This is a genomic window from Kitasatospora sp. NPDC088779, from assembly GCF_040685395.1.
GTDB lineage: Bacteria > Actinomycetota > Actinomycetes > Streptomycetales > Streptomycetaceae > Kitasatospora.
The window spans coordinates 110,935-126,398 of the sequence record NZ_JBFBHW010000004.1 but is presented as its reverse complement, the minus strand read 5'-3'; the positions used below and the strand labels follow the sequence as shown (position 1 = coordinate 126,398).

The following is a 15,464-nucleotide window of genomic DNA, read 5'->3' as shown; positions in this document are numbered from 1 at the left end:
GGGGGTGGGCGCCTAGCCGGCCAGGGCGGCGCCGATCCGGTCGAGCGAGGACAGCCGCATCAGGCCGTAGTTGTAGAACTCCACCTCGGGGACGCCCAGTTCGCGCAGGGTGGCGATCTTGGCGGCGAGGTTCGCCGGACCGTCGCAGTCCGAGGCCATCGGCCGCAGGATCACCGCCATGTCCTGGGGGCGGACGCCGTGCAGGGCGAACGCGGCGATCTTCTCCCGGACGGCCTCCGGGGTCTTCGCGTAGCCGAGCGTCTCGATCTGGTCGGTCGCCTTGGCGAGCGCGGGCAGGTCGATGCCGGACAGCCAGCCCTTGCCCGGGCCGGCGCCGTCCATGAAGCTCAGCCGCATGCCGTGGCGCCGGGCCTCCTCGGTCAGTTCGGCGGCCAGCGTGGTGACGGTGGTGGTGGCGGCGTCCAGGTAGGCGGCCAGGGCGCCGTCCGCGAGCGCGCTCAGGTCCGCGGGTTCGGCGGCGGCCGCCTCGTCGGCCAGCCGGCGGCGCAGCTCGGTGCGGACGGCCTCCGCGACCTCCTCCGCCGGGACGCCCGCGCGGGTGGCGGCGGCGCGGCAGTGCGGGCAGAAGCAGATGCCGAGCAGCGCCTCGGCGCCCGCGCCCAGCTCCTCGAAGTAGCGCTCGTGGTGGTAGCCGTGGCGCAGACCGTGGAAGTGCAGGGACTCGGCCCGGATCGCGTCCACGCCGTACCGGGCCAGCTCGGTGACCAGGGTCCGTGCGTACTCCCGGACCTCCGGGTGGGCCGGGCAGAGCTCGGTGAGGTGGCGGTCGCCGAAGGCGTTGGCCGGGGCGCAGTCCGGGTGGGTGAAGCCGAGCCGGTCGTTGTGGCAGAACACCGTCCAGGCGTGCAGCTTCAGCCCCCGGCGGCGGGTCTCGGCGGCGGCCTCGGCGAAGGGGTCGCGGTCGCCGATCGCGGTGGAGGGCACGGGCGCCAGCCGACGGCCCTGCCAGCGGGCCGGATCGGGGCGGAAGTAGGCCGCGCCCGGCTCCAGGTAGCGGATCACCCGGCGGGGGTTGTGCGGGAAGACGTCCCGGGCCTCGTGGTAGACCGAGGCGAGGGTGACGCCGCCGACCCCGGCGCGGTCGGTGAGGTTGCCGAAGAAGGTGTCGGCGCCCTCGTCGAGCAGGTCGGTGGCGAAGGCGAGGACGGACGACTCCACGGTGCGGCTCCGGAGCTGGGGGCGGGTGCGCTGTCCACGCTAGCCGCAGGCGCCTGATTGGTCTATACCTGGCAATTCGAGCGGACCGGGCCCGAACGAGGGGCGGCCGGATCGGGGCGGCCGGACCGGACGGGCCCCCACTACAGTGAGCCGTGTCCGTCAGGCCGTGTCCGACAGCGCGTGCCCGTCGGACCGTGTCCTTCAGCGTCCTTCAGCCCGAGGCCGTTCACGGCCCGTTGAGAGGTGACCACCCCATGAGCGTTCGTCCGCCGCTGCCGTACGACTTCCTGCCGCAGGTGCCGTCCTTCCCGCTGACCAGCCAGGACATCATCGACGGCGGCACACTGGCCGGGGAGTTCAGCCACGCCGGAGGCAACCGGTCGCCGCAGCTGGCCTGGTCGGGCCTGCCCGAGGGCACCCGGAGCATCGCCGTCACCTGCTACGACCCGGACGCGCCCACCGGCTCCGGCTGGTGGCACTGGCTCGCCCTCAACCTGCCCGCCGACACGGTCGAACTGCCGCGCGGCGCCGGCTCCTCGGACGACGACCTGCCCGGCGCGGCCTCCTTCCACGGCCGCAACGACTTCCCCGGCCACCAGTACGACGGCGCCGCCCCGCCGCCCGGCGCCCCGCACCGGTACGTGTTCGCGGTGCACGCCCTGGACGTCGAGAAGCTGGACGTCTCCGCCGACACCCCGGCGGCCCAGATCGGCTTCCACCTGACCTTCCACACGCTGGGGCGGGCGCTGCTCACCGCCGAGTACGGGGTCTGAGCACGGGGGCCACGATCCGGTCGAGGTCCGGCGGCTGCCCGAGGAGGCCCGGTCGGCCGGTCGCAGGGCCGTGGCCTGGACGGTCGGGCCGGCCGGGGAACCGGCCCTCCTGGTGGTGCCGGAGCAGCACCTGGCGCCGGCCGGATCCTGGCCGCCGGTCCGGCTGCCGTTCGACGGCGAGGTGGTCGTGGCCGCGCCGCAGGGGGAGTGGCGGGTGCCGCTGTCCGGCGTCTCCTGCTCGCCCGACCACCTCGGGCTGCTGCCGGGCGGCCGGGTGCTGCTGGATCGACGCGGTCGACCGGCGGTCGACCACCCTGCCGTGCCTGGTCCGGCTGCCGGTCGGCTTCGCGGTCCACGGCGGTCAGGGCGTCTTCTTGTCCAGTGGCGGCGAGTTGACCTGGTACCAGCTGATCGGCGAGGAGTGGAAGCAGACCCGGCGCCGGCAGCTGAGCGTGCCCGGCGCGCTCGACCGGGTGCGGGCGCACGGCCGGGACGGCGCGCTGTGGTTCCGCGCGGGGGACTGTCTGGTACCGGATCGAGGCCTAACCGTCTGCGCGGGTGGCCCGGTCGGCGCGGGCGGCCAGGGTGCGCAGGTGGGTGATCAGCTCCGGGGGCTCGTGCACGTCGAACTCGCAGTCCAGCGTCAGCAGCCGCACCGCCGTCCACTCCAAGGAGTCCGTGCGGGAGCGCAGCCGACAGCGGTGCTCGTCGATCGGCTCGATCTCGGAGTCCCCCCGGTCGAAGTGCCGTCGGACGTTCGCGGCCGGGGCGTGCACGGTGGCGATCACGGCGCGGGCCGGTGACTGGCGGCGCAGCTTGCCCGCCACGTACGCGGCGGCGTCCTCGGCCGGGAGCGGGCGCGGGGTGAAGTGGGCGCCGGTGGCGCGGGGTTCGCTGAGCCGGTCGACGCGGAAGAGCCGCCAGTCGTCCCGGTCCAGGTCGTAGCCGACCAGGTACCAGCGGCGGCCGGCCGAGACCAGCCGCTCGGGTTCGACGTTGCGCCTGGTCTCGGCGCCGTCGCCGGCCCGGTAGGCGAAGCGCAGCCGTTCCCGGTTGGTGACGGCGCCGGCGAGCACGGTGAGGTCGTCCGGGTCGACGGTCGGGCCGTCGCCGGTGAGCAGCGGCACGGTGGCGGTGTTGAGCGCGCCCACCCGGTGCCGCAGGCGGCCCGGCAGCACCTGGAGCAGCTTGCCGAGGGCGCGGACCGAGGCCTCCTCGATGCCGACCACCGCGTGCCCGGCGGCCGCCCGCAGTCCGACCGCGATGGCGACGGCCTCCTCGTCGTCCAGCAGCAGCGGCGGCATCGCCGTCCCCGCGACCAGCCGGTAGCCGCCGACCGCGCCCATGGTGGCCTGCACCGGGTAGCCGAGGTCGCGCAGCCGGTCGATGTCGCGCCGGATCGTCCGGGGGCTGACGCCGAGCCGTTCGGCGAGTTCGCTGCCGGGCCACTCGCGCGGGGTCTGCAGCAGGGACAGCAGGTTCAGCAGCCGTGCGGGGGTGTCCGTCATGCCGTCCAGGATGCCGGACAACTGGGACAGGATCTGACCTATATGCCCCGTACCCTCGTGGACGTGCCGACGAGCAGCGCGAGCAGGACGAGCAGGACGAGCAGGACGAGCAGGACGAATGAGGAGTACCGAATGAAGACCGCGGACGCGGACCGACGGAGGTGGATCGCGCTGGCGATCGTGATGGTCGCCTCCTTCATGGACCTGGTGGACGTCACCATCGTCAACATCGCCATCCCCAGCATCCAGGAGGACACCGGCGCCTCCTTCAGCGCCATCCAGTGGGTCACCGGCGGTTACGCGCTGGCCTTCGCGATCGGGCTGATCACCGGCGGCCGGCTGGGCGACATCTACGGCCGCAAGCGGCTGTTCCTGATCGGCATCGGCGGGTTCACCGTGGCGTCCGCGCTGTGCGGCCTGGCCTCCGGCCCCGAGATGCTGGTCGGGATGCGGGTGCTCCAGGGCGGCACGGCGGCCATGATGGTGCCGCAGGTGCTGTCGATCATCCACGCGACCTTCCCGGCGGAGGAGCGCGGCAGGTGTTCGGCATGTTCGGAGCGGTGGTCGGGCTGGGCGCCGTCTCCGGGCCGCTGATCGGCGCGCTGCTCACCGAGTGGGACCTGTTCGGCCTGGCCTGGCGCCCGATCTTCCTGATCAACCTGCCGGTCGGCATCGCCGGGCTGCTGCTCGGGCGCCGCTTCATCGACGAGTCGAAGGCCGAGCGGGCGCTCAAGCTGGACCTGGTCGGGGTGGCGCTGGCGAGCGTCGGCCTGCTGATGCTGATCTACCCGCTGACGCACGGGCGGGAGGCCGGCTGGCCGCTCTGGGGCTACCTGTCGATGGCCGGCAGCCTGGTGGTGTTCGCGCTGTTCGTGGCGTACGAGAAGGCCAAGACGCGGCGGGACGGCTCGCCGCTGGTCGAGCTGTCGCTGTTCCGGGTGAAGAGCTTCGCGGCCGGTATCGGCGTGCAACTGGCCTTCGGGGTGGTCTGCGGGATCTTCTTCCTGGTCTGGACGCTGTACATGCAGCTGGGCCTCGGCTGGAGCCCGCTCAAGGCCGGTTCCACCGGCATCCCGTTCTCGCTCGCCGTCTCGGCCGCGGCCGGGCTGTCCGTGCAGAAGCTGGTGCCCCGGTTCGGGCGCCGGGTGCTCCAGACCGGCGCGCTGGTGATGGCGGCGGGTGTGCTGACGTACATCTGGGAGGCGGACCGGTACGGGACGGCGATCGCGCCCTGGCAGATGGCGCTGCCACTGGTGGTGATGGGCCTGGGGATGGGCCTGATCGTCGCGCCGATCACCGACGCGATCCTGGCGGAGGTGCCGCGCGCGCACGCCGGTTCGGCGTCGGGGCTGATCAACACCGTCCAGCAGATGGGGAACGCGCTGGGGCTCGCGCTGGTGTCGGTGGCCTTCTTCGGGGCGATGGACGACGTGGTCGCGCCGGAGGCGATGGGCACCGCGTTCGGCGGGGCGTTCGTCCACGCGATGTGGTGGGTCGCGGGGGCGCTGCTGGTGGTGTTCCTGCTGATGTTCGCGCTGCCGCGGCGCAAGGCGGTCGCGTCGGCCGACGCGGATGCGGTGGGTGCGGGGGATGCGCAGGCGACGGCGGGTGCGGCGGATCCGACGGACGAGCGGGAGCCCGTCCTGGCCTGACGGGCACGGGTGAGGGCCCCGGTCGCGCGGTGCGACCGGGGCCCTCGGCGCATCCTGGGAGGGCCGTGGACCGTACGGCGGTGGACTCCTCGGCGGCTCGGCAACGGCTCCCGGCCGGCCGGGCGATCGGCTTTCAGCGCGCCCCGGCCGTGCTCACCGCCGTCGTCCGGGGCGTGGTCTTCGCCGCGGACTTGGCCTCCTTCGCGGCGCGCTTCATCTCCTGCTTGAACTCCCGGACCAGGTCGAGGGATTCGGGCCCGGTGATGTCGGCGACCGAGCGGTGCGCGCCCTCCTCGCCGTACACGCCGGCCGCCTCGCGCCAGCCCTCCGGCCGCACGCCGTACTGCTTGCCGAGCAGGGCCAGGAAGATCTGCGACTTCTGTTTGCCGAAACCGGGCAGGGCGTTGAGGCGGCTGAGCAGCTCCTTGCCGGTGCGGGTGTCCTTCCAGAGCGCGGCGGCGTCGGCGTCGTACTGCGCCACCAGGAACTGGCAGAGCTGCTGGACCCGTTTGGCCATCGCGGCTGGGTAACGGTGCACGGCGGGCTTCGCGGACAGCAGGGCGACGAACTCCTCCGGGTTGTACACGGCGATCTCCCGGGCGTCCAGGTCGTTCCGTCCGAGCCGCTGGGCGATGGTCAGCGGACCGGTGAACGCCCATTCCATCGGCACCTGTTGGTCGAGCAACATGCCGACGAGCGCGGCCAGCGCACTCCGTCCGAGCAGTTCGTCGGCCTCGGGCTGCTGTGCGAGCCGGACGGTGACGTTCATGGGCTTGCCCTCCTCGGAGTTGACGTCGGGTCGGCGCCCAGTCTGGTGGACGGGGCGGGGGCGGGGGCGGTCAACACGCCCGTAGCAGGGGAAGTCTTGGAGTTCCAGGGCCTTGGCGCAGCTGGCTTGTTCGTTGGCGGAGCGACCGCCTGGGATACCAGCTCCGGCGGTCGGGAGAGCCGACGGAATACTTTTTGCCCGCTTCGGGCGGCGAGGAGGCGGGCGGCGCGGGCGGGCTGGAGGGAGGTAGGTCATCTTGTATGACTGTTTCTGTTGCGCCGGTGCGGCGACCTGCCGGCGGGTCATTCTTGGTGCAATCGACGCGTCCAGAAAGGCTCGCCCGCCGTGACCCAGCCGTTCGAACTGCCGTCCTTCTACGTGCCGCACCCGGCACGCCTCAACCCCCACCTGGACGAGGCCCGGGCCCATTCCTCCGTCTGGGCACGGGAGATGGGCATGCTGGAGGGCTCCGGCATCTGGGACCAGGCCGACCTGGACGCCCACGACTACGGTCTGCTCTGCGCCTACACCCACCCCGACGCCTCCGCCGAGGCGCTCTCGCTGGTCACCGACTGGTACGTGTGGGTCTTCTTCTTCGACGACCACTTCCTCGACATGTTCAAGCGCACCAACGACCGCGAGGCCGGCAAGGCGCACCTCGACCGGCTGCCGCTGTTCATGCCGGCCGACCCGGCCACCCCGATGCCGGAGCCGGAGAACCCGGTCGAGGCGGGCCTGGCCGACCTGTGGCGGCGCACCGTGCCGGTGATGGGCGAGGACTGGCGGATCCGCTTCGCCGAGAGCACCCGCAACCTGCTCAACGAGTCGCTCTGGGAGCTCGCCAACATCAACGCCGGCCGGGTCTCCAACCCGGTCGAGTACATCGAGATGCGCCGCAAGGTGGGCGGTGCGCCCTGGTCCGCCCAACTGGTGGAGCACGCGGCCGGCGCCGAGGTCCCGAAGGAGGTCTCCGGCTCGCGCGCGCTGCGGGTGCTGATGGACGCCTTCTCGGACGGCGTGCACCTGCGCAACGACATCTTCTCCTACCAGCGGGAGGTGGAGGACGAGGGCGAGCTGAGCAACGGCATCCTGGTGCTGGAGAAGTTCCTGGAGTGCTCCACCCAGGAAGCCGCCGAGGCGGTCAACGACCTGCTCACCTCGCGGCTCCAGCAGTTCGAGAACACCGTGTTCACCGAACTGCCCGTGCTGTTCGCCGAGACCGGGCTCGCTCCCGAGGGCCGCGCCCGGGTGCTGGCGTACGTCAAGGGCCTCCAGGACTGGCAGTCCGGCGGCCACGAGTGGCACATGCGCTCCAGCCGGTACATGAACGGCGGTGGTGCGGCGGCCGGTTCGGGCGGCGGCGTCGCGGCGGGGACGGGCGGCGCGCTGCCCGGCACCGGCAACTGGTGGGACCCGTTCGCGATCGGCGGGGTGGGCACCTCGGCGCTGGACATCCTGCGCAGCGGGGCGATGGGCGGCGGTGGACCTGCGGCCGGTCCGGCCGGTTCGGGCGGCCCGGGCGGCGTCGGACCGGCCGTTCGGCGGGCCCGGTCGCACGGCCACGTGCCGTACCAGGCCGTCGGGCCGTCCCAACTGCCGGAGTTCAAGCTGCCGTTCGAGGCCACGCTGAGCCCGCACCTGGACGGCGCGCGGGACCGGGTGATCGAGTGGGCCGCGCGGATGGGCCTGCTGGAGGAGCAGCCCGGCATCCCCGGATCCGGCATCTGGGACGCCGAGTCCATGCGGGACTACGACCTCCCGCTCTGCGCGGCCGGCATCCACCCGGACGCCACCGCCGACCAACTCGACGTCTCCTCCGCCTGGTTGGCCTGGGGTACCTGGGCCGACGACTACTACCCGGTGGTCTTCGGCCGCACCCGCGACCTGGCCGGCGCCAAGCTCGCCACCGAGCGGCTCCCGCTGTTCATGCCGGTGGACGGCAGCCCCGCGCCCGAGCCCGCCAACGCCCTGGAACGCGGCCTCGCCGACATCTGGGAGCGCACCGCCGGCCCGATGACGGCCGACGCCCGGCGGAAGTTCCGCCAGACCGTCGAGGACATGACCGCGAGCTGGATCTGGGAGCTCAACAACCAGGTGCAGAACCGGATCCCGGACCCGGTGGACTACCTGGAGATGCGCCGCGCCACCTTCGGCTCCGACCTCACCATGAGCCTGTGCCGGCTCGCCCACGGCCAGGTCGTGCCGCCCGCGGTGTACGAGCACGGCTCGATGCGCTCGCTGGAGAACTCGGCCGCGGACTACGCGTGCATGATGAACGACCTGTTCTCGTACCAGAAGGAGATCGAGTACGAGGGCGAGGTGCACAACGCCGTCCTGGTGGTGCAGAACTTCTTCAACTGCGACTACCCGTCGGCGGTCCGGATCGTCGACGACCTGATGCACTCCCGGCTGGACCAGTTCCAGCACGTCGCGGGGAAGGAACTCCCCGTCCTGTACGACGACTTCGCGCTGGAGCCGGAGGCGAGGGAGCTGCTGGACGGGTACGTGGAGGAGCTGGAGAACTGGCTCGCGGGCATCCTGGTCTGGCACCGGGACTGCCGCCGGTACCGCGAGGAGGACCTGCTGCGGCACTTCGGCGCGGAGCGGGAGCTCAAGGCGGGGGCGGCGGTGAAGGAACTGCCCGGGCCCGCCGCCTTCCCGGTCGGCCCGACCGGCCTGGGCACGGCCTCGCTGCGCCTGCCGCGAGCCGGTGCGGCCCCGGCCGCCGGGGTGGCGGCCCTGGGCTGACCGGCGGGCGGACCAGCCCACGGCGCACCCGTGCGGGCCGATCCCGCGCGGGTGCGCCCGGTACTGGCTAGGGTGGCCGGACGGGGGCCGGGTGCGCTCCGGATCGCGGGCGCACGTCGCCAGGCGAGAGGGCGGAAGAGATGGCAGCGCCACCTGAGGGCACGCCCTGTTGGGTCGACGCGATGTTCACCGATCCGGAGGGCGCGAAGGCGTTCTACGGTGACGTCCTGGGCTGGACCTTCGGCGAGAGCTCGTCGGAGTACGGCAACTACACGCAGGCGTACTCGGACGGCAAGGCGGTCGCCGCGATCGTGCCGTCGATGCCCGGCGCGCAGGCGCAGTCCGCCTGGTGCCTGTACCTCGCCTCGCCGGACGCCGCCGCCACCGCCGGGCGGATCCGCGCCAACGGCGGCGAGGTGGTCATGGGGCCGATGCAGATCGGCGACTTCGGCACCATGGTGATCGCCAGGGACCCGGGCGGGGTCGTGTTCGGCGTCTGGCAGGGCGACCGCCACCAGGGCTTCGAGAAGCAGGGCGAGCCCGGCGCGTACAGCTGGGCCGAGGTGGTGACCCGCGAGCCCGCGAAGGCGGACGCGTTCTTCCCCGCGGTCTTCCCGTTCGGCGTGAAGCGGATGGACGCCGAGGACTTCGACTACCGGATGTTCCAGGTCGACGGCCGCCCCGTGCTGGGCCGGATGGGGGCAGAGGGCGACTTCCTGCCACCCGAGGCGCCCTCGTACGTGAGCGTGTACTTCGCGGTCGACGACACCGACGCCGCGCTCGAACGGCTGCGGGCGCGCGGCGGCACGGTGCACTTCGGGCCGATGGACAGCCCGTTCGGCCGGTTCGCCGCTGTCGGCGACCAGCAGGGCGCGGCCTTCGGGATCATCGACCTCGGCCGGACCTCGGGCGAGCCGCCCGAGGTTGCGGACGCCTGAGGGGGAGCGGGAGGAACTCGTCGAGCCGCTGGACGGACACCGCGATCTGCCGCGCTGGACGGGGCGAAGTCGACGGCTGAGGTCGCCCGGGGCCGAGGGGTGTCCGGGGCCGAGGAGCGTCCGGTCCTGAGGTCCGGCTGATGCCGAGGCCCGCCCCTGCGGCCCGATCGCTCAGAGCTCGACGCCGAGCAGCTCGCGCAGTGCGCGGTCGCCGTCCGGGGTGACCCGCAGGGCACGACCGGAGCCGATCCGCTCCACCCAGGACCGGTCCAGCGCCGTCCGGCAGAGCGCCGCGCCCAGCGCCCCGCCGAGATGGCTGCGGCGCTCCGTCCAGTCCAGGCAGCTGCGCACCACCGGCCGCCCGCCCCGGCGGCCCGCCCGCTCGGGCAGCTCGATCGCCTGCGCGGCCAGCCAGGCCCGGCCGCGCCCGGTGACGGCGAGCCCGGCGTCGTCGGTGAGCAGGCCGCGGGCGAGCAGCGCGTCCGCGACGGCCACGCCGAGGCGGCCGGCCAGGTGGTCGTAGCAGGTGCGGGCGCGGGCCTCGGCGCTCTGCCGGGTGGCCTCGCGCAGGCCGTGCGGGGTGGGCCGGTCACCCTGGCCGGCGAAGGCGGTGAGGTCCTCGATCAGGGTGGCGACCTCCGGGGTGGCCAGCCGGACGTACCGGTGCCGCCCCTGCCGCTCCTCGGCCAGCAGCCCGCCGGCGATCAGCCGCGACAGGTGCTCGCTGGCCGTGGACGGCGCGACGCCCGCGTGCCGGGCCAGTTCGCCGGCCGTCCAGGCGCGGCCGTCGAGCAGTGCGGTGCAGAACGCGGCGCGGGTGGGGTCGGCGAGCAGGGCGGCGAAGGCGGCGAGCGACATGCCTCCATGGTCGCCCCGGCACGGTTCGGCGCGGGCCGAACCGTCGGCGTCGCGGGGTGGGACGGTCGGGGGCGGCGCAGTTTGGCGCGGGCCGAACCGTCGGCGTCGCGGGGCGGGGCGGTCGGGGGCGGCACGGTTCGGCGCGGGCCGAAACGAGCCGGAGCCAGGATGGCCGGTATGGGCGATCCCACGGTGTTCTCCCGCTGCGGCGAGGTGACCGCAGCCCTGGACGACTCGCCGGGCACCGGCTGGGGCTTGCGCCGACTCGTCCACCACGTCGTCGGGTCCGCGTTCTGCGCGGGCGCCGTCGGCGACCGCTCCCCGGAGGTGACCCGATGACCCCCTTCGCCGCCCTGCACCACCGCCCCGGCCGGCCGCTGCTGCTGCCGAACGCCTGGGACCACGCCTCGGCCGTGGTCCTCGCCGCCGAGGGCTACGCCGCGATCGGCACCACCAGCCTGGGCGTGGCGGCCGCCGCCGGCCTGCCCGACGGCGTGGCCGTCACCCGCGCGGAGACCGTGCGGCTGGCCCGCCGGCTGGGCCGTAGCGGGTTCCTGCTGAGCGTGGACGCCGAGTCCGGGTTCAGTGATGATCCGGAGGAAGTCGCCTGCCTGGCCGTCGAGTTGGCGCAGGCCGGGGTGGTCGGCATCAACCTGGAGGACGGCCGGGCGGACGGCACCCTGGCGCCGTCCGCCGTCCTCGCGGCGAAGATCGCGGCGGTGAAGGCGGCCGTGCCGGAGCTCTTCGTGAACGCCCGTACCGACACCTGCTGGGCCGGGCGCCACGACCCCGGGCCGGAGACGGTCCGCCGCCTGGAGGCCTATCAACAGGCGGGCGCGGACGGCGTGTTCGTCCCGGGGCTGGCCGATCCGGCCGCCATCGTGGCGCTGGTCGAACGGCTGGCCGCCCCGCTCAACGTCCTCTGGACGCCGACCGGTCCGGGCTTCGCCGAGCTTGCCGCGCTGGGGGTGGCCCGGGTCAGCCTCGGCTCGCTGCTGTACCGCTCCGCGCTGGCGGCGGCGGTGGCCACGGCGGCGGCCGTCGGTGCGGGCGATGAGGTCGGTCCGGTGCCGGGCTACGCCGAGGTCCAGGAGCTGAGCGGAAAGTGACGGTGCGTCATCTGTCGGGTCGGTCCTGCCGGGTGGCCTCGATGCCGGCCAGGATCAGTCGGACGCCGTTGGTGAAGCCGCTGTCGCGGCCGCCGTCGGTCGCTGAGCCGACCTCGGTGGTGTAGAGGTGGTGCAGGCGCGGGAAGTCCCGGGTGGCCTCGATGACGGCGGGCACGAGCTCGTCCATCCAGCCCTGCTCGTCCCGGCCCTGCCGGGCCAGCGCGCTCAGCCAGGAGGCCTCCACGCTGGCCGTCCCGATGACGTAGCCGAGCAGGGCCCCCATCGCGTCGTTGGCCTCCGTCGGGGTGAAGCCGGCCGCATCCAGGAAGGTGAGCAGGGCCTCGGAGAGGCGCATCCAGTTGGGCCCGAAGTAGACCAGCCCCAGGTCGCCGATCACCGACACCATCCACGGGTGGCGCAGGACGACCTCACGCGTGCTGGCCGCGCACTCGGCGAGGGTGGTGCGCCAGTCCGCCGGGTCCGTGTCGGTGACCGTGGGGATCCAGATCTTGCCGAACACCTCGTCGACGACCAGGGCGAGCAGTTCGTCCTTGTTGGCGACGTGGGTGTACATCGAGGTGGCGCCGGCGTTGAGGCGGGCGCCGAGCTTGCGCATGCTCAGGGCCTCGATGCCGTCGCCGTCCAGGATGGCGAGGGCCTCCGCGACGATCTGGGTCCGGCTGAGCGCGGGCTGCTCGCGCCGGGGGCGCTCGGGGCGGCTCCACGGTGTCCCGGGCACGCCCTTCGACCTGGCCGTCATCCGGCCCTCCTCTCGGTCTTCGCCCGCCTGTGCTCGGCTCGGCTGTTCCGTTCAGCATAAGCCGCACCGCACACTGTTCGGCTTTGCGAACAGTGTGCGGTCTCCGTACAGTGTGCGGAGCGGAGCGCGCCGCCCCCGTGGGGACGGGGTGCGGCGTGCCCGCGACGACTTCCGTCCGGCTGCGGCCGGCGCGCTCACTTCGAAGGGGGACCGCGGTGGACCGTCAGCCGCGTCGCTGGCTCATCCTGGTCGTGCTCTGTCTCAGCAGCCTGGTGCTGGTGGTCGACAACATGGTGCTCACGGTGTCCATCCCGCCGATCGCGGAGGACCTCAAGGCCGGGGCCCAGGACATCCAGTGGATCATCGACTCGTACATCCTGGTCTTCGCCGGGCTGCTGCTCACCTCGGGCAGCCTCTCCGACCGGTTCGGCCGGCGGAAGGTGATGATCATCGGGCTGGTGCTGTTCGGCGCCGCCTCCCTGGTCGCGGCCGTCGCCGACAGCCCCGGCCAACTCATAGCCGGACGCGTGCTGATGGGGGTGGGCGGAGCCCTGGTCATGCCGAGCACGCTCTCCATCCTGATCACCGTCTTCGACGACGAGGAACGGCCCAAGGCGATCGCCGCCTGGAGCGCGGTGGCCATGATCGGCCTGGTCGGCGGGCCGGTGCTCGGCGGTGCGCTGATCGCGCACTTCTGGTGGGGCGCGGTCTTCCTGCTCAACGTGCCGGTCGCGGCGGTCGCCATCATCGCGGCGGTCGTGCTGATGCCGGAGTCCAAGGGGCCGTGGCGTCGGCCCGACCTGCCCGGCATGGTGCTCTCGATGGCCGGGATGACCGCGCTGGTCTGGTCGATCATCGTGTTGCCCCGGGACGGCATCACCAGCCCCGGCACGCTCGGCACGCTCGCCGTCGGGGTGCTCGCGCTGGCCGGGTTCGCCGTCCGCCAGGTCCGGACCGACTCGCCGATGGTCCCGCTCGGGCTGTTCCGCAACCGGGTGTTCACCGGCGCCAGCTTCTCGCTCGTCCTGCTGACCTTCGCCACCGGCGGCCTGATGCTGGTCCTCACCCAGTACCTGCAGTTCGTGCTGAAGTTCTCGCCCACCGACACCGGCCTGGCGTTCATCCCGCTGGCCGTCGCCTCGCTGGTGTTCAACGCCGTCGGTGCCGCGCTCGGCAGGAAGGTCGCCCCGCGGGTGCTGACCTCGGTCGGCATGCTGGTCATCGCGGCCGGGTTCGGGCTGCTGGCCACGCTCTCGGTCGGCGACGGCTTCGTCAAGGTCGCCCTGGCCATGCTGGTGCTGGGCGCCGGCTCCGGCCTCGGGATGCCGGCCGCGTCCAACGCGCTGATGGGCGCGATCCCCGGCGAGCACGCCGGCGTCGGCTCCGCGCTCAACGACACCATCCAGCAGTCCGGTTCCGCGCTGGGCGTGGCCATCCTCGGCGCCGTCCTGTCCAGCACCTACACCGGCGCGATGCCCACCGACGCGCCCACGGCGGGGAAGCACGCGATCACCGACGCGCTCGCCCTCGCCGCGAGCACCGGGGACGGCGGACTGGCCGCCGCCGCCCGCGACGCGTTCAACACCGCGGCCTCCGTCACCTTCACGGCGGGCGGGATCTCCGTCCTGGCGGCCGCGGGGCTGACGCTGGTGCTGATGCGGGACGGCCGGAAGGCCGCTCCGGTGGCGGGCCCGGTCGAGGACGCGGCGGAGGCGGAGGCGGAGGCGGAGGTCGTCCAGCGGGTGGGCTGAGCCTGCTCGCCCTGCCTTGCCCTGCCCGCCCCGGCCCTGCCCGCCCCGTGCGGCCGGGGCCGTCGGCGTGCCGCCGGTGTGTCGCCGCCCCCCGGCGACCCCCGGCGGCGGTGCGTAGCCTGGGCCCCATGTCCCCCGAGTACGCGGAGTGGGCGTCGAGGCTGCCGGGAGCGGTCGTGTGGAGGCGCCGGGCCGTCGGGAGCACGGGCGGCGGCGCGGCCGGACTCGTCCTGCCCGACGGCTGCATGGACCTGCTCTGGACCGAGGGCCGGCTCCTCGTCGCCGGGCCGGACACCCGCGCCTTCCAGCTCGGACCGGGGCTGCGCGGCCCGTGGGCGGGAGTCCGCCTCCCGCCCGGCGCCGCCCCCGCCCTGCTGGGCGTGCCCGCGTACGAACTGCGCGACCGGCGGGTCGACCTGGCGGACCTCCGGCCCGGCGCCGAGGTGCGCCGCCGTACCGGACGCATCGACGCGGCGCCCGACCCGGCCGTGGCCCTGGAGGAGTTGGCGCTGCGCCTGGCGGCCGACGCGCGGCCGGTGGACCCGCTCGTCCGGGCGGTCGCCGATGCCCTGGCGGCCGGCCGCTCGGTCGCGGCGACCGCCGAGGCGGTCGGCCTCGGCGCGCGGCAACTGCACCGCCGCTCACTGACCGCCTTCGGTTACGGCCCCAAGACCCTGGCCCGGATCCTCCGCTTGCAGCGCGCCCTCGCGCTGGCCCGCTCCGGCGTGCCCCTCGCCGAGACGGCGGCCCGGACGGGCTACGCCGACCAGGCCCATCTGGCGCGTGACGTACGGGAGTTGGCGGGAGTGTCGGCGACCGTCCTGCTGCCCCGTTGACTCAGTCCGCGGCGTCCGGCAGCGGCGCGAACAGGTCGACGCCGTTGCCGTCCGGGTCGTGCACCACGGCGTACCGCTGGCCCCAGAAGGCGTCCCACGGCTTCAGCTCGCCGTGGTACCCGGCGCCGACCAGGTCCTCGTAGACCGCGTCCACCTGGGCGGGGTCGGCGCACCGGAACGCCAGTGCCGTCCGGCCGCCGCCCGCCGGCGGACGCCAGTCCGGGTGGAACGAGCGGATGGTGGAGTCGGGGTCGAGGGCCAGGCGCAGCCCGCCCGGCAGCACGGCCTCGACGTGCGGCTCCTGCTCGGCCCCGTCGGGGAACGCGAGTCCGAGCCGCCGGTAGAAGGCGATCGAGGCGGCCAGGTCCGAGACGGCGAGGCCCACGACGGCGAACTGCGGTGCTGGTGTGCTGTTCATGCCCGTCACGGTAGGCGGCGCCCGGACGCCCCGTCTTGAACGAATCGGACGGTCTCCCGGCCGGTCCGCACACTGGTCGAGTCGGGCACGGCCGGGGTAATGATTCCGGTGACCCGATCCCGGCGCGCACCACCGTTGCCGACGACCCCCTGGGAGGGATGACTG

The 15,464-nt window shown here is 73.8% G+C and carries 13 protein-coding genes and 1 pseudogene; 8 read left to right on the top strand and 6 right to left on the bottom strand.

Translation table 11 applies throughout. The features are described 5' to 3' along the window. Positions 1 to 12: 12 nt before the first annotated feature. Entirely contained in the window at positions 13 to 1,179 is a 1,167-nt protein-coding gene (locus tag AB0P03_RS04830; RefSeq protein ID WP_363579755.1) for a hypothetical protein, read from the bottom strand. Between the two features lie 254 nt (positions 1,180 to 1,433). On the opposite strand from AB0P03_RS04830, the gene AB0P03_RS04825 reads away from it, so the two are divergent. After that, positions 1,434 to 1,952 (top strand): YbhB/YbcL family Raf kinase inhibitor-like protein, encoded by a 519-nt coding sequence (locus tag AB0P03_RS04825; RefSeq protein ID WP_363627839.1) that lies wholly within the window; start codon positions 1,434 to 1,436, stop codon positions 1,950 to 1,952. Between the two features lie 542 nt (positions 1,953 to 2,494). Here the strand turns inward: AB0P03_RS04825 and AB0P03_RS04820 are convergent. Further along, the gene (locus tag AB0P03_RS04820) at positions 2,495 to 3,460 is read right to left on the bottom strand and encodes a YafY family protein (protein WP_363627901.1); all 966 of its coding nucleotides are present in this window, start codon (positions 3,458 to 3,460) and stop codon (positions 2,495 to 2,497) included. A 132-nt stretch (positions 3,461 to 3,592) separates the two neighbouring features. On the opposite strand from AB0P03_RS04820, the pseudogene AB0P03_RS04815 reads away from it, so the two are divergent. Next, positions 3,593 to 5,112 (top strand): annotated as a pseudogene (locus AB0P03_RS04815) (MFS transporter). Between the two features lie 133 nt (positions 5,113 to 5,245). On the opposite strand, the gene AB0P03_RS04810 reads toward AB0P03_RS04815, so the two are convergent. After that, positions 5,246 to 5,881: an HhH-GPD-type base excision DNA repair protein gene (locus AB0P03_RS04810; RefSeq protein WP_350876398.1), complete on the bottom strand. Its 636-nt coding sequence runs from the start codon at positions 5,879 to 5,881 to the stop codon at positions 5,246 to 5,248. 345 nt (positions 5,882 to 6,226) lie between these two features. Here AB0P03_RS04810 and AB0P03_RS04805 point away from each other — a divergent pair, with 345 nt between their 5' ends. Together AB0P03_RS04805 and AB0P03_RS04800 are read left to right on the top strand one after the other, a co-directional pair. Then, entirely contained in the window at positions 6,227 to 8,629 is a 2,403-nt protein-coding gene (locus AB0P03_RS04805; RefSeq protein ID WP_363627838.1) for a terpene synthase family protein, read from the top strand. 140 nt (positions 8,630 to 8,769) lie between these two features. Then, complete coding sequence (locus AB0P03_RS04800) at positions 8,770 to 9,567, top strand: VOC family protein (RefSeq protein WP_363627837.1); 798 nt, start codon at positions 8,770 to 8,772, stop codon at positions 9,565 to 9,567. A 171-nt stretch (positions 9,568 to 9,738) separates the two neighbouring features. Here the strand turns inward: AB0P03_RS04800 and AB0P03_RS04795 are convergent, their stop codons facing one another. After that, complete coding sequence (locus tag AB0P03_RS04795) at positions 9,739 to 10,425, bottom strand: winged helix-turn-helix domain-containing protein (RefSeq protein WP_363627836.1); 687 nt, start codon at positions 10,423 to 10,425, stop codon at positions 9,739 to 9,741. Between the two features lie 177 nt (positions 10,426 to 10,602). On the opposite strand from AB0P03_RS04795, the gene AB0P03_RS04790 reads away from it, so the two are divergent. Continuing rightward, positions 10,603 to 10,764: a hypothetical protein gene (locus tag AB0P03_RS04790; protein WP_363627835.1), complete on the top strand. Its 162-nt coding sequence runs from the start codon at positions 10,603 to 10,605 to the stop codon at positions 10,762 to 10,764. Further along, positions 10,761 to 11,534 carry an isocitrate lyase/phosphoenolpyruvate mutase family protein gene (locus AB0P03_RS04785; RefSeq protein WP_363627834.1) on the top strand — a complete coding sequence of 258 codons (774 nt, stop codon included), beginning with the start codon at positions 10,761 to 10,763 and terminating at the stop codon, positions 11,532 to 11,534. Before AB0P03_RS04790 ends, AB0P03_RS04785 begins: the two co-directional genes overlap by 4 nt. Before the next feature lie 7 nt (positions 11,535 to 11,541). Here the strand turns inward: AB0P03_RS04785 and AB0P03_RS04780 are convergent, their stop codons facing one another. Next, positions 11,542 to 12,294 carry a TetR/AcrR family transcriptional regulator C-terminal domain-containing protein gene (locus tag AB0P03_RS04780; RefSeq protein WP_363627833.1) on the bottom strand — a complete coding sequence of 251 codons (753 nt, stop codon included), beginning with the start codon at positions 12,292 to 12,294 and terminating at the stop codon, positions 11,542 to 11,544. Between the two features lie 215 nt (positions 12,295 to 12,509). Here AB0P03_RS04780 and AB0P03_RS04775 point away from each other — a divergent pair, with 215 nt between their 5' ends. After that, complete coding sequence (locus AB0P03_RS04775; RefSeq protein WP_363627832.1) at positions 12,510 to 14,045, top strand: MFS transporter; 1,536 nt, start codon at positions 12,510 to 12,512, stop codon at positions 14,043 to 14,045. Between the two features lie 128 nt (positions 14,046 to 14,173). After that, positions 14,174 to 14,881 (top strand): helix-turn-helix transcriptional regulator, encoded by a 708-nt coding sequence (locus AB0P03_RS04770; RefSeq protein ID WP_363627831.1) that lies wholly within the window; start codon positions 14,174 to 14,176, stop codon positions 14,879 to 14,881. Between the two features lies 1 nt (position 14,882). Here the strand turns inward: AB0P03_RS04770 and AB0P03_RS04765 are convergent, their stop codons facing one another. After that, positions 14,883 to 15,299, bottom strand: coding sequence for a VOC family protein (locus AB0P03_RS04765; protein ID WP_363579744.1), 417 nt, complete (start codon positions 15,297 to 15,299; stop codon positions 14,883 to 14,885). Positions 15,300 to 15,464 lie beyond the last annotated feature (165 nt).